This is a genomic window from Phenylobacterium sp. (genome assembly GCF_036821595.1).
In the GTDB taxonomy this organism is placed as follows: Bacteria; Pseudomonadota; Alphaproteobacteria; order Caulobacterales; family Caulobacteraceae; genus Phenylobacterium.
This window is the reverse complement of the sequence record NZ_DAISJG010000012.1, coordinates 24,546-39,421: the sequence shown is the minus strand read 5'-3', so window position 1 is coordinate 39,421 and position 14,876 is coordinate 24,546. Positions and strand designations below refer to the sequence as shown.

Below are 14,876 nucleotides of genomic sequence, written 5' to 3'. Positions count from 1 at the left end.
TCAGCCTGTGACTTGTGAGAAGTCCGCGACCCGCCCCATGGCGTCACGGACCTTCACCAGAAGGCGCAAACGGTTCTCGCGTTCCGCCGCGACCTCGGAGTTGACTAGCACCTTGTCGAAAAAGGCGTCCACGGGCTCGCGGAGCGCCGCCAGTTCGCGCATGGCCGCCTCGAAGTCCTCGCGCTCCAGCGCCTTGCCGACCTCGATCTCCACGTGGCCGATGCGGGCCACCAACGCGGATTCCTCCGGCGGCGCCCCGGCCATGTTGACGGGCTCTCCGACCGGCAGCGGACCCTTCTTCTCCTCGGCCCGCAGGATGTTCACGGCCCGCTTGTAGCCGGCCAGCAGGTTCCTGCCGTCCTCGGTCCCGAGGAAGCCGTCCAGCGCGTTCACCCGGGAGACGATGCGCACCAGGTCGTCGTCGCCGAGCGCGAAGACGGCGTCGACGAGGTCGTGGCGCTGCCCCTGCTCGCGCAGCAGCACCTTCAGCCGGTCGGCGAAGAAGGCGATGAGCTCGTCCGAGCAGAACCGCCTTAGCGGCAGGCGCGTGCGCGACTGCAGGAGGATGCGGATCACACCCAGCGCCGCGCGGCGCAGGGCGTAGGGATCGCGGCTGCCGGTGGGCTTCTCGTCGATGGCGAAGAAGCTGACGAGGGTGTCGAGCTTGTCGGCCAGGGCCACGGTGGCGGCGACGGCCTGCACCGGCACGTCGTCGTTGGGCCCCTGCGGCCGGTAGTGGTGGCGGATGGCGTCGGCGATCTCGGGGTCTAGACGCTCCTTGTCGGCGTAATACCCCCCCATCACGCCCTGCAGTTCCGGGAACTCGCCGACCATGCCGGTGACCAGGTCGGCCTTGGCGAGCCGCGCGGCCTCGATCGCCTTCGCCTTCGTGCCGGCGTCGTCGCGGACGTAAGGGGCGAGCTCGCCGGCCAGGGCGGCGATCCGCTCCACCCGCTCGTGCATGGTCCCGAGCTTGGCGTGGAAGGTGACGCCCTTCAGCTTCTCCAGCCGGTCGGCCAGCGGCGTCTTGCGGTCCTCGTCCCAGAAGAAGCGCGCGTCGTTGAGGCGGGCGGACAGGACCTTGGCGTTGCCGGCGGCGATGGCGCGGCCGCCGTCCTCGGCCTGGATGTTGGCGACCGTGACGAAGTGCGGGACCAGGAAGCCGGTCGCGGGGTCGCGCACCGCGAAATACTTCTGGTGGGTGCGCATGGAGGTGCGGATCACCTCGGGCGGCAGGTCCAGGAAGTCCGGATCCATGTCGCCCAAGATGGGCGTCGGCCATTCGGCGAGGCCGGCGACCTCGTCGAGCAGACCCTCGTCCTCCACCAGCTCGAAATTGCGGGCAAAGCAGAGTGTGCGGGCGGCGTCCATGATCCGCTCCTTCCGCTCCTCCGGGTCGAGGACCACGAAGTGGCGGGCGAGGCCGTCCTGGTATTCGTCGAAGTCGCGCGCCCGGAACGGCTGGGCCGAGCCCATGAACCGGTGGCCTTCGGAGACGTCGCCGCTCTCGATGCCGTCGATGCTGAACGGCACAAGCTCGCGGTCGAAGACGCACAGGACCCGCTTCAGCGGCCGCACCCAGCGCAGGGTCCCCCGCCCCCAGGTCATCGACTTGGGCCAGGGGAAGCCGCGGACGATGGCGTCCACCATCTCGGCGACGATCTGCGGCGTGGGCCGGCCGGCCTTGTGCGTGTGAGCGAAGTAGACGCCGTCCTTCTCGACGAGCTGGTCGCGGGTCAGGCCGGTGGAGCGCAGGAAGCCCTCGATGGCCTGCTCCGGCGCGCCGACGCGGGGGCCCTTCCGCTCCTCGTGGCGGTCGGCCTGGCTGGCGGGCAGGCCCTCGGCCACCAGGGTCAGGCGGCGGGGACCGGCGAAGGTCTTCAGCGCCTCGGGCAGCAGGCCCTCCGCGGCCAGCTTCTCGCGCGCCATGCGCTCGAGGTCGCGGGCCGCCTGCGCCTGCATGCGCGCGGGGATTTCCTCGGAGAACAGTTCAAGCAGCAGCTGGGGCATGGGTCAGGCTCGCGCCTTCTCGAGCGCGGGCGCGCCATTCCCGCCCTCGTTCTCCACCCAGGCCTCGGCGCACATCCGGGTCAGGTCCCGGATGCGGCCGATGTAGCTCTGGCGCTCGGCCACGGCGATCGCGCCGCGGGCGTCCATCAGGTTGAACAGGTGACTGGCCTTCAGCACGTGGTCGTAGGCCGGAAGGACGGTGCGCTGGCCCTGGGGAGCGCGGCCCTCCAGCAGCTTCGGGACCTGGGCCTCCATGTCCTCGAAGTGGCGCTTGAGCGTCGCCACGTCGTAGCCGTGGAAGTTGGCCTCCGAATGCTGGCGCTCGTTCTCCAGGAACACCTCGCCATAGGTCTTCGGCTCGGGGCCGTCCGGATCATTGAAGGCCAGGTCGGTGAAGTGGTCGACGCCCTGCAGGTACATGGCCAGGCGCTCCAGGCCGTAAGTCAGTTCGCCCGCCACGGGGAAGACGTCGAGCCCGCCCACCTGCTGGAAGTAGGTGTACTGGGTGACCTCCATGCCGTCGCACCAGACCTCCCAGCCGAGACCCCAGGCGCCGACGGTCGGGTTCTCCCAGTCGTCCTCGACGAAGCGGATGTCGTGCAGGCGGGTGTCGAGGCCGATGGCCTCCAGGCTGCCGAGGTAGAGATCCTGCAGGTTGTCCGGGTTCGGCTTCAGGATGACCTGGTACTGGTAATAGTGCTGCAGGCGGTTGGGGTTCTCGCCGTAGCGGCCGTCCGCCGGGCGGCGCGACGGCTGCACATAGGCCGCACGCCACGGCTTGGGCCCGAGCGCGCGCAGCACCGTGGCCGGGTGCAGGGTGCCGGCCCCCACCTCCACGTCGTGCGGCTGCAGGATGACGCAGCCCTGACGGCTCCAATAATCGTGCAGTTTCAGGATCAGGCCCTGAAACGAAAGCGGCTTGTCAGGCATCGAAAAGGGGGCCGTTCGCAGGCGCAAAAAAAGTCGGCGGACCATAGGGCCCGCCGACCTTCGCTTCAAGCCGCCCGCTCGGGTTTCCGGCAGTCCGGCTGTCAGTTCCCCCGCGCGGCGGTCCGCTTGCCGGCGCGCGACAGCGGCTGGCCGTACTTCGCGCGGTTCTCGGCGGTGTCCGGCACCGGGCCGTTCGTGGTCATGGACGTCGTCACGCTCGCGCTCGTCGAGGCGTCGGCGGCGGTCGTCGTGGCGCTGGCCGCGGCGTCGGCCGTGGTGGTGGTGGCGTCCGCCGTCACGCCCGCCGACGTCGTCCCGCTGGCCGTGCCGAGGCTGGCGCCGGTGGAATCCGTCGTCGCCGACACCCCGACCTCGCCGTTCGGCACGCGGGTCGCGCCCGCGCCCGAGCGGATCGGTCGGCTCGAATCCACGGACGGCAGGCCCGTCGAGGACTCGGTCGCCGGCGCAGGCGTCGCCCGGTTGGGCGTCTCGTCGGTCCCCGGCTGGGCGGAGCCTGCCTGGGCGTGGGCCGCGCCGGCGGCGAGGACGGACGCCGCCGCGGCGGCGAGAAGAGGCCTGAGGTTCATCGTTTCGCTCCTGGTCGGACTGTCCGCTGGAAAGCCCCGCCCCGTCCGAAATGTTCCCGTGCGACGCGCACGCCGAGGCCGGCGTCGCCGAAGCGACGCCGGCCGCCGCCCGGAGGCGGCTGGAACGACAGCCTGGTGTCTAGTTGCCGCGCGCGGCGGTCATCTTGCCGGCCCGGGACATGGGCTGGCCGTACTTGGCGCGGTTCTCGGGGGTGTCCGGCACCGGCCCGTTGGTCACCAGCGTGGTGGTCACGCTGGCGCCCGTGGCGTAGCTGCCGGCGGCCGGGGCCACGGTCGTGCTGGAGGTCACCGACGTGTCGGACGGGGGCATCGGCGTGGTCGCCGAGGACTCCGTCGTGACCGTGGTCGTGGTGGTCGACGGCTGGATGCGTTCGGCCGCCGCGGAATCATCGGCCGGGGCGTGGGCCCCGTTCCAGTCGCCGGTGCGGGAGCCGGGTTGCGGCGCCTCGGTGGCCGACGGTTGGGCGAAGGCCGCACCGCCGACCAGCGCGGTCGCCGAGGCGGCGATAAGCAGATGGGTCAGCTTCATTGGGTTCACTCCTCGTGTGACGATCTGCGAAAGCCCCGCCCCGCGGTGAAGGTTCCCTCTATTGCTTGTCCGGCGGCGTCGCCGCGGTGGCGCTGGCCCCGGTGCTGGCGCCCGTCGAGGCCTCTGCCGTCGAGGTGTCGCCCTGGCCGGCGATCAGCACCCGGTCGACCACCTGCAGCAGGCCGCTGCCCGTCTGGAGGTCGGCCTGGACGATGGTCGCCCCGTCGGCCTTGAGCGCCGCCTCGTCGCTGCCGTCGAGCAGCACCTGGTCGCCGGCGCCCGTGGCCACCGGGCCCTTGGCGCCCTTGATCTTAGACGACGGGATCGGGGCGTTGACGATGTGGTGCAGGACGAACTTCTGCATCGCCGCCTTGTCCGCCTTCAGGCGGGCCAGTTCCGACGCCGGCAGGGCCGCGAAGGCCGCGTCGGTCGGCGCGAAGACCGTCAGGTTCTTGTTGGTCTTCAGGAGGCTGGTCAGGTTGGTGGAGTCCACCGCCTGGATGAAGACGCCGAACTGGCCGGACGCCTTGAGCGTGTCGACGAGGTCGCCGGCCACGGCGACCGGCTTTGCGGCGCCGGCCGCGGGCGCGGCGCCCTGGGCGGCGGCCACCGGGGCGGCGCCTTCCTTCACGGCGGCGGCGGTCCCCTGAGGCTGGGTGGCGGCCGCGGCGTCGGACGACGCCTTGCCCGTGGCGGCCTGGGCGGCGGCCTCGGTCTTGGCGGTCGCCGCGGCGGGAGTCTGGGCGGCGGCGCCAGACGCGGCGATCCCGGCGATCAGGGCGGCGGCGGCGGTGGCGGTCAGCAGGCGATAGGTCGTCATCCAGGTCCTCGAGGTTACTTAGGTCGGCCCCACGCGAACGCGCTCGCGCAAGCGAGTGGTTCAGCACCACTACGCATGGCGAAGCGGGGGGGTTCCGCATTCACCCCGTCGTGAAGCGATCGCGCAAGGGGTGACGGCAAATCTCCAGCGCTGGATTCCGCACAGTTTTGAGGCGCCGCGCAGCATCGGCGCCCAGAAGTTGGGCCGCGACTGCCTTCTTGCGCAGCGACGGCGCTGCGGCGGCGCTGCGGCGGCCTGCCCGTGTCTAGCGTCCAGCGACCGCCGCGCTTGGGGATGGGGACGTCCGCGGCGGTCTTTTGAGCAACTGAAGGCAGGGCGGGCCCAGCCCAAGGGTCGCGCGGGAGCGAGCGGATGAAACTCATCATGGCGATCGTCAAACCCTTCAAGCTGGACGACGTGCGCGAAGCGCTGGTCGCGGCCGGCGTGGAGGGGCTGACGGTCTCGGAAGTCAAAGGCTACGGCCGGCAGAAGGGGCAGACCGAGATCTACCGGGGCGCGGAGTACCAGGTGAACTTCCTGCCCAAGGTGAAGCTCGAGGCGGTCGTCGACGACGCCGCAGCGCCCAAGGCCGTGGAGGCCATCAAGGCCGCCGCCGCCACCGGCAAGATCGGCGACGGCAAGATCTTCGTCCTCGACGTCACGGACGCGGTCCGGATCCGGACCGGCGAGACCGGCGCCGCGGCGCTCTAGGGGACAGGGACAAAGGGGACAATGACAATGAAGCTCGTTCCATTCAAAGCGCTGGCGGGGCTCGCCCTCGCCGCCGCCATGGTCGGGGGGCCGCTCGCGACGCCGGCCTTCGCCCAGGAGGCCGCGCCCGCCGCGGTCCCGGCCGCCGAAGCGGCGGCCCCTGCGGCCGACGCCGCGGCGCCTGCGCCGGAAGCGGCGGCTCCGGCCGCCGCCGAAGCCGCGCCGGCCGAGGCTCCGGCGCCCACGCCCGACAAGGGCGACGTGAGCTGGATGCTGGTCTCCACCATCCTGGTGCTGCTGATGATCGTGCCGGGGCTGGCGCTGTTCTACGGCGGCCTGGTGCGCCAGAAGAACATGCTCTCCATGCTCATGCAGGTGTCCACGGTCACCGTGGTCGGCATGATGGCCTGGGTGCTCTACGGCTACAGCCTCGCCTTCACCGACGGCGGCGGCCTCGACACCTTCGTCGGCGGCTTCGGGCGGCTGTTCCTGAAGGACGTGACGCCGGCCTCCAACGTCGGGACCTTCTCCACCGGGGTGGTGATCCCGGAGCTGGCCTTCGTGGCCTTCCAGATGACCTTCGCCTGCATCACCGCCGCCCTCGTTCTGGGCGGCGTGGCCGAGCGGATGAAGTTCGCCGCGGTGCTGGTCTTCGCGGTGCTGTGGCCGCTGCTCTCCTACTATCCGATGGCCCACATGGTCTGGTGGTGGGCGGGTCCGGACGCCGTGGCGGCCGCCCCGACCGATCCCATCCAGTCCGGCCTGCTCTGGGGCTTCGGCGCCCTGGACTTCGCCGGCGGCACCGTGGTGCACATCAACGCGGGCGTCGCGGCCCTGGTCGGCGCGCTGATCCTGGGCGCCCGGAAGGGCTACCGGTCTGAGCCCATGCCGCCCCACTCGCTGACCCTGACCCTGGTCGGCGCGGGCCTGCTGTGGGTGGGCTGGTTCGGCTTCAACGCCGGCTCCAACCTGGAAGCCAACGGGTACGCGGCGCTGGCGGTGGTCAACACCCTGATCGCCACGGCGGCAGCCGGCTTCTCCTGGACCATGACGGAGTGGGTCACCCGCAAGAAGGCCTCGATGCTGGGTCTCGCCTCGGGCCTGATCGCCGGCCTCGTGGCGGTCACCCCGGCGGCCGGGTTCGCCGGCCCGATCGGCGCCCTGGTCCTGGGCCTGATCGTGTCCCCGATCTGCGTGATCTTCTGCTCGGTGATCAAGAACGCGCTGAAGTACGACGACAGCCTGGACGCCTTCGGCATCCACGCCATCGGCGGCATCGTCGGCGCCCTGGCCACGGGCATCCTGGTGGATCCGGGCCTCGGCGGGGCGGGGATCGTGGACTACACGACCTGCGCCGCGGACGGCGACATCTCCACCTGCGACGCGGCGGCCTACGTCATGGGCACGCAGTTCCTGGCCCAGCTCAAGGCCGTGCTCGTCGCCATCGCCTGGTCGGGCGTCGCCAGCGCCATCGTCTTCTTCATCATCAAGTTCACCGTCGGCCTGCGGGTCAGCGAGGACACCGAGGAAGAAGGTCTCGACATCGTCGAGCACGGCGAACGCGCCTACCACAGCTAGGTGGGCCACAGCTGATTGGGGGAGCTTTCAGCTGACGGGAGCGGGGGTCCTTCGGGGCCCCCGTTTTCGTCTGGACTAGGTCCAGGGTCCGCCGAGCCGAACGCGCCGGACCCACCACTGCGGCGCGAGCGACTCGATCCGCTCGGCGAGCCCCTCGGCCTCGATGTCGCCGGCGCACAGCGCGAAGCAGGTGCCGCCGGAGCCGGACACCCGGGCCAGGAGGGCCTCGGGCTCGCCGGCCAGGGTGTCGAGAACCGCGCCGACCTCGGGGGCGACGTCGATAGCCGCCGGCTCCAGGTCATTGCGCAGGGTGGCGAGCCAGGCCGCCAGTTCGACGGCGCCCTCGAAGGCCTCCGGCGCGGGCGGCGGGGTCACATCGCCGAAGCGTCCTCGCGCATCAAAGCTGCGGTAGACCTCGGGCGTGGAGACGGGGACGCGCGGGTTCACCAGCACCGCGTCCACGGGCGCGAAGCCCGGCGCCGGCGACAGCCGCTCTCCCCGCCCCTCGGCCAGCACCGGCCGCCCCCACAGGCAGGCGGCGCCGTCGGCGCCAAGGCCCGCGGCGATGGCTTCGAGGCGCGCATCGTCGACCTCCAGGCCGGCCGCCTCCCGCAGCAGGCGCAGAGCCGCGCCCGCGTCGCTGGAGCCGCCGCCGAGGCCGGCCGCCACCGGCAGATGCTTGTCCAGGGACAGGCCGAACGGCGCCACCGGCCGGCGCGCCTCGCCGAGCAGGGCGTGCGCCGCGCGCAGGACCAGGTTGTCCCCCTCCCCTCCGAGCGCGGTCCCGAACGGCCCGGTGACCTTGAGGTCCATGGCGTCGGCAGGCTGCAGGGCCAGCCGGTCGCCGAAGTCGGCGAAGGCCATCAGGCTGCAGAGCGGGTGGTAGCCGTCGCCGGCGGGCGCGCCCACGTGCAGGAACAGGTTGACCTTGGCCGGCGCCAGCGCGGTCAGCGCCATGGCGTCAGGGCCCGGCGATCTGCTGCCTGGGCCCGAGCCCGGAGGCGAGCTTGGCGTCGACGTCGGCGCGGATCCGGTCGTCCGGATCGAGCGTCAGCACGCGCCGCCACTGGAACACCGCCTCGTCCTTGCGCCCGACCATCCAGTAGGCGTCGCCCAGGTGGTTGTTGATCTCCGGGTCGCCGGCCTCGAGTTCGACGGCCTGCTCCAGCTTCTCGACGGCCTTCTCATAGTCGCCCATGCGGTAGAAGGCCCAGCCGAGCGAATCGACCATGGCGCCCGAGCGCGGATTGGCGGCGACCGCCTTCTCGACCATGGCCATGGCCTCGGGCAGGCGTTCGCCCCGGTCTATCCAGGTGTAGCCCAGGTAGTTCAGGAGCTCCGGCTCGTCGGGACGCGCCTTCAGCGCGATCTGCAGGTCCGCCTCGGCCTCGGGCCAGCGGCCCAGCCGTTCCAGCGCCACGCCACGGCTGTAGTGCAGCCGCCAGTCGGGCGTCTTGGCGTCCTTGATCAGGCCGGAGAGCACCTCGACCGATTCCGCGTACTGCTCGTTTGCGCGCAGCAGGTCGGCCAGGGTGACACGCGCCTCGACGTCGCCCGATGCGGCGGCGGTGCGCGCGAGCCTCAGGGCCATCTGGCTGTCCTTGTTCGCCTGGTAGGTCCAGGCGAGCTTGGCCTGGGCGCCGGCGTACTCCGGAGAGCTGGGCTTCGGCCGACCGTAGGCCTGGCGCGCGGCCTCGCTGTCGCCGGAGGCCTGCATGATGTCGCCCACCATGACCCAGGCCTCGTCACGGCTCGCGTCCAGGCGGAGCACCATGCGCAGATAGGCGAGCGAGAGCTGGGTCTGCTTCGCCTGCAGCATGGTCGCCGCGGGCGCGAGCAGCGCCTGGGCCGCGCCTTCGCGCAGGCTGGGGAGGGACGGCGGCGACTTGCCCGCCTGGGCGCGCGCCCGCGCGGCCCTCACGGCCACGCTCGCACCGTCCTCGGCCAGCAGGGTGTCGTAGAGCGCGACGGCGTCGGCGCGGCGGTTGCGCCGCTCCAGGAAGGCGCCGTAGGCCAGCACCGACATCTCGCTGCCGGCGACGGAGGTGACGGCCTTGAAGTCGGTCTCGGCCTCGTCGTAGCGGCGCGCGCGTTCGAAGAGGTGGGCCCGGCCGAGCTGCCCGAAGTAGTCCACCACCCGGTCGCCGCGCACCTGCGGGCGCACAAGGGAGGCCTCGACGTCGCCCGCCTGTGCCGCCGCCCAGGGCGCCAGCAGCGCCGCCGCGCTCCGGTGCGGGAAGCCGATGTCCTCGCCGGCCAGGAGATCGCGGGCGACCTTGCCCCGGCCGTCGGCGATGGCCTCGACGGCGTTCACCAGGGCGGCCAGGCGCTTGGTCGCCTCGGAGACCTCGGGGCCATCGGGCGCCAGCGTCGAGGCCTTTTCGATCTCGCCGGCCAGCACGGCCGCGGTGAAGGCCCGCTCGGCCACCAGGACGTCGGTCTCGGCGTGCGCGTTGGCCCGTTCGAAGAAGCGCGCGGCATCCCCGCTGCGGCCGTCGTTCAGCGCCGCCTGGCCGGCCAGGAACATGCCGTAGGGCGAGAGGCCGAGAACCTCCTGCATCTGGCCCGCCGGCCGGTCCGGCTGGGCGGTGGCGCAGGCGGACAACAGGACGAGCGGGGCGGCGGCGGCGAGCAGGAAACGGCGCATGGACGGACCTTCGACGTTAAAGGCGGCGTCCGCAAGGCGCCGCTCCCGTCACATGTTGGGGTAGTTCGGCCCGTCGCCACCCTGCGGAGTCGTCCAGTCGATGTTCTGCGACGGATCCTTGATGTCGCAGGTCTTGCAGTGGACGCAGTTCTGGAAATTGATCTGGAACTTCGGGTTCTGCCCGTTGTCGTCGTAGAGCACCTCGTAGACGCCGGCCGGGCAGTAGAGCCGCGCGGGCTCCCCGAACTTCGGCAGGTTCACGGAGATCGGCACGCTCGGGTCGCGCAGCCGCAGGTGGGCGGGCTGGTTCTCGTCGTGGTTGGTGTTCGACAGGAAGACGCTGGAGAGCTTGTCGAACGACAGCACGCCGTCCGGCTTCGGATAGACGATCGGCTTGTGGTCCTTGGCGAGGCCGGTGGATTCGGCGTCGCCCTTGGTGTGCTTCATGGTGCCGAAGAAGGAGAAGCCGCCCAGCGTGCTCGTGGTCCACATGTCGAACATCGAGAGCGCGCCGCCCAGGGCCGTGCCGAACTTCGACAGCATCGGCTTGGCGTTGCGGACGACATGCAGCTCCTTCTTCACCCAGGAGCGGTCGTAGGCCTCGGCGTATTCGGTCAGTTCGTCGCCCGAGCGGCCGGCCTGAATGGCGGCGAAAGCGGCCTCGGCGGCCATCATGCCGCTCTTCATGGCGTTGTGGCTGCCCTTGATCCGCGGGACGTTCACGAAGCCGGCCGAATCGCCCAGCAGCACGCCGCCGGGGAAGTGGAGCTTCGGCACCGACTGCAGGCCGCCCTCGCTGATGGCGCGGGCGCCATAGGCGATGCGCTTGCCGCCCTCCAGGAATTTCGCCACCTCGGGGTGGTGCTTGAAGCGCTGGAACTCGTCGAAGGGCGAGAGCCAGGGGTTCTTGTAGTTCAGGTGCACGACGAAGCCGACGGCCACGTAGTTGTCCCCGAAGTGGTAGAGGAAGCTGCCGCCGCCGGTCTTGTCGTCGAGCGGCCAGCCGGTGGTGTGCTGCACCAGGCCCGGGACGAAGCAGTCGTCCGGCACCTGCCAGAGTTCCTTGATGCCGATGCCGTACTTCTCGGGGCTGGCGTCCTTGCACAGGCCGTACTTGGCCTTCAGCACCTTGGCGATCGAGCCGCGCACGCCCTCGCCGATGAAGACGTACTTGCCGAGCAGCTCCACGCCGGGCTGGTAATCGGGGCCCGGGCCGTCCTTGGTCATGCCGAACACGCCGGCGACCACACCCCTCACCCGGCCTTCGGCGTCGAACACCGCCTCGGAGGCGGCCATGCCGGGATAGATCTCGACGCCCAGGCCCTCGGCCTGCTGACCCAGCCAGCGGCAGACGTTGCCGAGGCTGGCGATGTAGTTGCCGTCGTTGTGCATGAAGCCGGGCATGGCGAACATCGGAAGCTCGAGGCTGCCCTGGGGCCCGAGCATCAGGAACTTGTCCTCGGTGACCGGCGTCTCCAGCGGCGCGCCCAGCTCCTTCCAGTTGGGCAGCAGCTCGTTGATGGCGATCGGATCGATCACGGCGCCGGAGAGGATGTGGGCGCCCACTTCGGAGCCCTTCTCCAGCACCGCGACGGAGATCTCGGTCCCGGCCTGCTGGGCGAGCTGCTTCAGCCGGATCGCCGCCGCCAGGCCCGAGGGACCCGCGCCCACGATGACGACGTCGTACTCCATGGACTCGCGCCCATAGTCCTGATTGGCGACGCCTTCGCTCATCTGATCCCGCTCCCTTGCGCGCAGGAAATTCCCGCACGGCATTGATCCGTCGCGGGTCTTATCAGGACGTCACGCCGGGGCGGTCAAGCACGAACGCGGCCGTGAATGCGCCTCTTCGTCCGAGTGTGGCGCCGGTGGGATCGAAGCGGGGCCGCATTCGTTTGGGCTCCGTCGCCGCCCGGCGGAGCGCAGACCGATGGAGACGGACCGCGCATGACTTCCGATAGACCGAACCTGACACCACCGCCCCCTGCCCCGCTTCCGGACCGCCGGGAGCTGTCGCGCGCCGTGCGCGCGGACCTCGAGGAGATATTCCGGCCCGTGGCGCCGTCCGCAGCCACCCGGCCGCCGAGGGTGCGCACCTTCGTCGGCCGCTCCGCCGAGGCCCGGGAGCGGCCGCCGGCCCGCTGGGGAACGCTGGCCGCGGCCGCCTTCGTGGGGCTCGCGGCCGGCGCGCTGATCGTCAAGCCGCCCGACTTCCGCCGGTCCGCCCCGGCGGCGCAGACACCCCCCGCCGCCGTGATGGTGGCGAGCGTGGCCCCGACCCCGGCGGCCGCGCCAAGGCCGGCGATCGCCTGGCCCGAGCCCCCGGCCGCGACGTCCGTTCCCGCGGAGACCGAGGCCGTCCGGGTAAAGGCCGCCGCCCCGCGCGCGGCCAGCCCCAGACCCGCCAAGGCCGTCGCCCGGAATGGCGCATCCCGCTGCGAAGGCCTCCGCGGTGACAACCGCGCCCGCTGCGCCTATCCGGCCGTCATCGCCGCCGACCGCCGCCTCCGCCAGGCCTACGCCAGCGCGACCCGGGCCGGCGTGCCGCGCGCCACGCTCGTCTCCTACCGCAACCGCTGGGCCAGCCTGCGCCACAGGGCGGACAGCGATCCAGGACGCGTTATCGCGGGCTACCAGGACATGGCGGGCGACCTTCGCCGTCTCGCCGACCGGGAGCGCCGGTCGTGAGCGTCGACGGCGGCCTGGTCTATGCGATCGGCGACATCCATGGCTGCTACGACGCCATGAAGGCCCTGCTGGCCGACATCGCCCGCGATTGCGCCGAGCGCGCGGCGGGCCGGCGGCCCGTGCTGATCTTCCTGGGCGATTACGTCGACCGGGGGCCACACCCGCACAAGGTGCTGGAGGCCCTCGTCTGGCTGCAGCGCCGCGCCGACGTCGAGGTCCACCTGCTGAAGGGCAACCACGAGCAGGCCCTGCTGGCCTTTCTCGAAGAGCCGGAGGCGGGCGGCGGCTGGCTGCGCTTCGGCGGGGCCGAGACCCTCGCGGCCTATGGCGTCGTTCCGCCCGGCCCGTACGACGGCGAGGACGCCTATGTCCGCGCCCGCGACGAGCTGATGGAGCGGATGCCCGCCTCGCACCTGCGGCTGCTGGAGCGGCTGGAGCTGATGGTGGTGGTGGGCGACTACGCCTTCGTCCACGCGGGCGTGCGGCCGGGAACGCCCCTGGCCGACCAGACCGAGGCCGACCTGCTGTGGATCCGCCAAGGGTTCCTGGACGCGGCGGGACCGTTCGAGAAGGTCGTGGTCCACGGCCACACCTGGCTTGACGCGCGGCCCCAGCTGCTGGGCCACCGGATCGGCCTCGACACCGGCGCCTACGCCACGGGCGTGCTCACCGCGCTCCGCCTCGGAGACGGCGAGCAGGCCGTGCTGCAGGCGGGCGTCCCGGCGGATCGGCCTTCGCCGGTCCCCGCCTAGTCGTTCTTGAAGTAGCCGCTCCAGTCGGCGTCGCCCCGCAGGCGGCTGAACACCCGCTGCATCCGCGGGCGCGTCAGGATCCAGGCGTCGTAGGCCGCCACGAGCGCCAGGGTGACGATGAAGTTGCGGAAGAGCAGGAAGGAGACCACGAACAGCAGGATGGTGGTCGCCACGCAGAAGAGGATGGCGCGGACGTCTCGTCCCCTCATGACCCCTGACCTCGCTTAGATTTCGGACACCCCTCTCAGCCTCACAACGGGCTTGGCCGATTCTGGCTCCCTGTCGGACCGCCGACATATGCGCCGAGGAGGTGATTTGTGGCGGTGGCGGCCTTGACGGGACCTTCGCCGGCCGCCACGTCGGGACCCTGCCCCGCCTGGAGATCCGATGCCGCACGACGACAGCCTCATCCTCACGCTCGTCGCCGGCTTCGTGCTGGCCTTCGTCCTCGGGATGCTGGCCCTGCGGTTCAAGCTCTCGCCCCTGGTGGGCTATCTCCTGGCCGGCGTCGTGGTGGGGCCGTTCACGCCCGGATGGGTGGCGGACGCCAGCCTCGCCAGCCAGCTCGCCGAGGTCGGCGTCATCCTGCTGATGTTCGGTGTCGGGCTGCACTTCTCCCTCGCCGACCTCATGAGGGTCCGGAAGATCGCGATTCCCGGCGCCCTCGTGCAGATCGCCGCCGCCACCCTGCTCGGCTGGGGTGTCGGCCGGCTGATGGGCCTGGGCGACGCCGAGGCGGCGCTCATGGGCTTCTCCCTCTCCGTCGCCTCGACCGTCGTCTTGCTGCGTGCGCTGGAGGAGCGCAAGGCGGTGAAGACCGACACCGGCCGGGTGGCGGTGGGGTGGCTGATCGTCGAGGACCTCGTGATGGTCGTCGCCCTCGTGCTGGTGCCGCTGCTGGCGGTGAGCGGCGCGAACCCCGACCCGGGCGCGATCGCGCTGAAGATCGGCGGGACCCTGCTGAGTGTCGGGATCTTCGTGGCCTTCATGCTGCTGGTGGGCGCCCGCGCCCTGCCGTGGCTGCTGATCCGTATCGCCCACACCCGCTCGCGCGAGCTCTTCACACTGGGCGTGCTGGCCATCGCGCTCGGCATCGCCTACCTGGCCTATGCGGTGTTCGGCGCGTCCTTCGCGCTCGGGGCCTTCATCGCCGGCGTCGTGCTGAACGGCACGCCGCTGGGCCACAACGCCGCCGAACGGTCCCTGCCCCTGCGCGACGCCTTCGCGGTGCTGTTCTTCGTCTCGGTGGGCATGCTGTTCGACCCGCGGGTGATCGTCGAGCAGCCCGGTCCGGTCGCGGCCGTCCTCGCCATCATCATCATCGGCAAGTCGGCGGCTGCGCTCGCTATCACCACCGCCTTCCGGATGGAGCGGCAGGGCGCCCTCATGGTCGCCGCCAGCCTCGCCCAGATCGGCGAGTTCTCCTTCATCCTGGCGGGCGTCGGCCTGAAGCTCGACATCATGAGCCGCGAGACCCACGACCTGGTGCTGGCGGGCGCGCTCCTGTCGATCGTGCTCAACCCGTTCGTGTTCAAGCTGGCCGACCGCTTCGCCCGCAAGGGCGACCCCGCCCAGGCCTAGCCAAAGCCGGCCGGCCGCGCCA

The 14,876-nt window shown here is 71.4% G+C and carries 14 protein-coding genes; 5 read left to right on the top strand and 9 right to left on the bottom strand.

The window, feature by feature from the left end:
• From glyS to V7Z97_RS08470, 5 genes are all read right to left on the bottom strand, one after another.
• Complete coding sequence (glyS, locus tag V7Z97_RS08490; RefSeq protein ID WP_334162761.1) at positions 1-2,010, bottom strand: glycine--tRNA ligase subunit beta; 2,010 nt, start codon at positions 2,008-2,010, stop codon at positions 1-3.
• Between the two features lie 3 nt (positions 2,011-2,013).
• Entirely contained in the window at positions 2,014-2,940 is a 927-nt protein-coding gene (locus V7Z97_RS08485) for a glycine--tRNA ligase subunit alpha (RefSeq protein WP_334162759.1), read from the bottom strand.
• A 101-nt stretch (positions 2,941-3,041) separates the two neighbouring features.
• Entirely contained in the window at positions 3,042-3,527 is a 486-nt protein-coding gene (locus V7Z97_RS08480) for a hypothetical protein (protein ID WP_334162757.1), read from the bottom strand.
• A gap of 139 nt (positions 3,528-3,666) precedes the next feature.
• Positions 3,667-4,077, bottom strand: a complete 411-nt coding sequence (locus V7Z97_RS08475; RefSeq protein WP_334162756.1) for a hypothetical protein — start codon at positions 4,075-4,077, stop codon at positions 3,667-3,669.
• A gap of 58 nt (positions 4,078-4,135) precedes the next feature.
• Positions 4,136-4,897, bottom strand: coding sequence for a fasciclin domain-containing protein (locus V7Z97_RS08470; protein ID WP_334162754.1), 762 nt, complete (start codon positions 4,895-4,897; stop codon positions 4,136-4,138).
• Positions 4,898-5,269: 372 nt separating this feature from the next.
• On the opposite strand from V7Z97_RS08470, the gene V7Z97_RS08465 reads away from it, so the two are divergent.
• The gene (locus tag V7Z97_RS08465) at positions 5,270-5,608 is read left to right on the top strand and encodes a P-II family nitrogen regulator (RefSeq protein WP_325460623.1); all 339 of its coding nucleotides are present in this window, start codon (positions 5,270-5,272) and stop codon (positions 5,606-5,608) included.
• A 27-nt stretch (positions 5,609-5,635) separates the two neighbouring features.
• Entirely contained in the window at positions 5,636-7,186 is a 1,551-nt protein-coding gene (locus tag V7Z97_RS08460) for an ammonium transporter (protein WP_334162752.1), read from the top strand.
• 75 nt (positions 7,187-7,261) lie between these two features.
• Here V7Z97_RS08460 and V7Z97_RS08455 read toward each other — a convergent pair whose 3' ends face one another.
• The 3 genes from V7Z97_RS08455 to V7Z97_RS08445 are packed head-to-tail and all read right to left on the bottom strand — an operon-like array spanning position 7,262 to position 11,567.
• On the bottom strand, positions 7,262-8,143 hold the full coding sequence (locus V7Z97_RS08455) for a 4-(cytidine 5'-diphospho)-2-C-methyl-D-erythritol kinase (RefSeq protein WP_334162750.1): 882 nt from the start codon (positions 8,141-8,143) through the stop codon (positions 7,262-7,264).
• Between the two features lie 4 nt (positions 8,144-8,147).
• Entirely contained in the window at positions 8,148-9,833 is a 1,686-nt protein-coding gene (locus tag V7Z97_RS08450; protein WP_334162748.1) for a tetratricopeptide repeat protein, read from the bottom strand.
• A gap of 48 nt (positions 9,834-9,881) precedes the next feature.
• The gene (locus V7Z97_RS08445; RefSeq protein ID WP_334162747.1) at positions 9,882-11,567 is read right to left on the bottom strand and encodes an electron transfer flavoprotein-ubiquinone oxidoreductase; all 1,686 of its coding nucleotides are present in this window, start codon (positions 11,565-11,567) and stop codon (positions 9,882-9,884) included.
• A gap of 321 nt (positions 11,568-11,888) precedes the next feature.
• Between V7Z97_RS08445 and V7Z97_RS08440 the strand changes: the two genes are divergently transcribed.
• Positions 11,889-12,521, top strand: coding sequence for a hypothetical protein (locus V7Z97_RS08440; RefSeq protein WP_334162746.1), 633 nt, complete (start codon positions 11,889-11,891; stop codon positions 12,519-12,521).
• Positions 12,518-13,273 (top strand): metallophosphoesterase family protein, encoded by a 756-nt coding sequence (locus V7Z97_RS08435; protein ID WP_334162745.1) that lies wholly within the window; start codon positions 12,518-12,520, stop codon positions 13,271-13,273. Before V7Z97_RS08440 ends, V7Z97_RS08435 begins: the two co-directional genes overlap by 4 nt.
• On the opposite strand, the gene V7Z97_RS08430 is transcribed toward V7Z97_RS08435, so the two are convergent.
• Positions 13,270-13,482 carry a hypothetical protein gene (locus V7Z97_RS08430; protein WP_334162744.1) on the bottom strand — a complete coding sequence of 71 codons (213 nt, stop codon included), beginning with the start codon at positions 13,480-13,482 and terminating at the stop codon, positions 13,270-13,272. The genes V7Z97_RS08435 and V7Z97_RS08430 overlap by 4 nt on opposite strands.
• Positions 13,483-13,660: 178 nt before the next feature.
• Here V7Z97_RS08430 and V7Z97_RS08425 point away from each other — a divergent pair, with 178 nt between their 5' ends.
• Positions 13,661-14,854, top strand: a complete 1,194-nt coding sequence (locus V7Z97_RS08425; RefSeq protein ID WP_334162742.1) for a cation:proton antiporter domain-containing protein — start codon at positions 13,661-13,663, stop codon at positions 14,852-14,854.
• The last annotated feature ends 22 nt before the right edge of the window (positions 14,855-14,876 follow it).

Coding starts and splice junctions, on each gene's coding strand:
- glyS (WP_334162761.1), bottom strand. CDS start 2,010: ATGCCCCAGCTGCTGCTTGAACTGTTCTCCGAGGAAATCCCCGCGCGC.
- V7Z97_RS08485 (WP_334162759.1), bottom strand. CDS start 2,940: ATGCCTGACAAGCCGCTTTCGTTTCAGGGCCTGATCCTGAAACTGCAC.
- V7Z97_RS08480 (WP_334162757.1), bottom strand. CDS start 3,527: ATGAACCTCAGGCCTCTTCTCGCCGCCGCGGCGGCGTCCGTCCTCGCC.
- V7Z97_RS08475 (WP_334162756.1), bottom strand. CDS start 4,077: ATGAAGCTGACCCATCTGCTTATCGCCGCCTCGGCGACCGCGCTGGTC.
- V7Z97_RS08470 (WP_334162754.1), bottom strand. CDS start 4,897: ATGACGACCTATCGCCTGCTGACCGCCACCGCCGCCGCCGCCCTGATC.
- V7Z97_RS08465 (WP_325460623.1), top strand. CDS start 5,270: ATGAAACTCATCATGGCGATCGTCAAACCCTTCAAGCTGGACGACGTG.
- V7Z97_RS08460 (WP_334162752.1), top strand. CDS start 5,636: ATGAAGCTCGTTCCATTCAAAGCGCTGGCGGGGCTCGCCCTCGCCGCC.
- V7Z97_RS08455 (WP_334162750.1), bottom strand. CDS start 8,143: ATGGCGCTGACCGCGCTGGCGCCGGCCAAGGTCAACCTGTTCCTGCAC.
- V7Z97_RS08450 (WP_334162748.1), bottom strand. CDS start 9,833: ATGCGCCGTTTCCTGCTCGCCGCCGCCGCCCCGCTCGTCCTGTTGTCC.
- V7Z97_RS08445 (WP_334162747.1), bottom strand. CDS start 11,567: ATGAGCGAAGGCGTCGCCAATCAGGACTATGGGCGCGAGTCCATGGAG.
- V7Z97_RS08430 (WP_334162744.1), bottom strand. CDS start 13,482: ATGAGGGGACGAGACGTCCGCGCCATCCTCTTCTGCGTGGCGACCACC.
- V7Z97_RS08425 (WP_334162742.1), top strand. CDS start 13,661: ATGCCGCACGACGACAGCCTCATCCTCACGCTCGTCGCCGGCTTCGTG.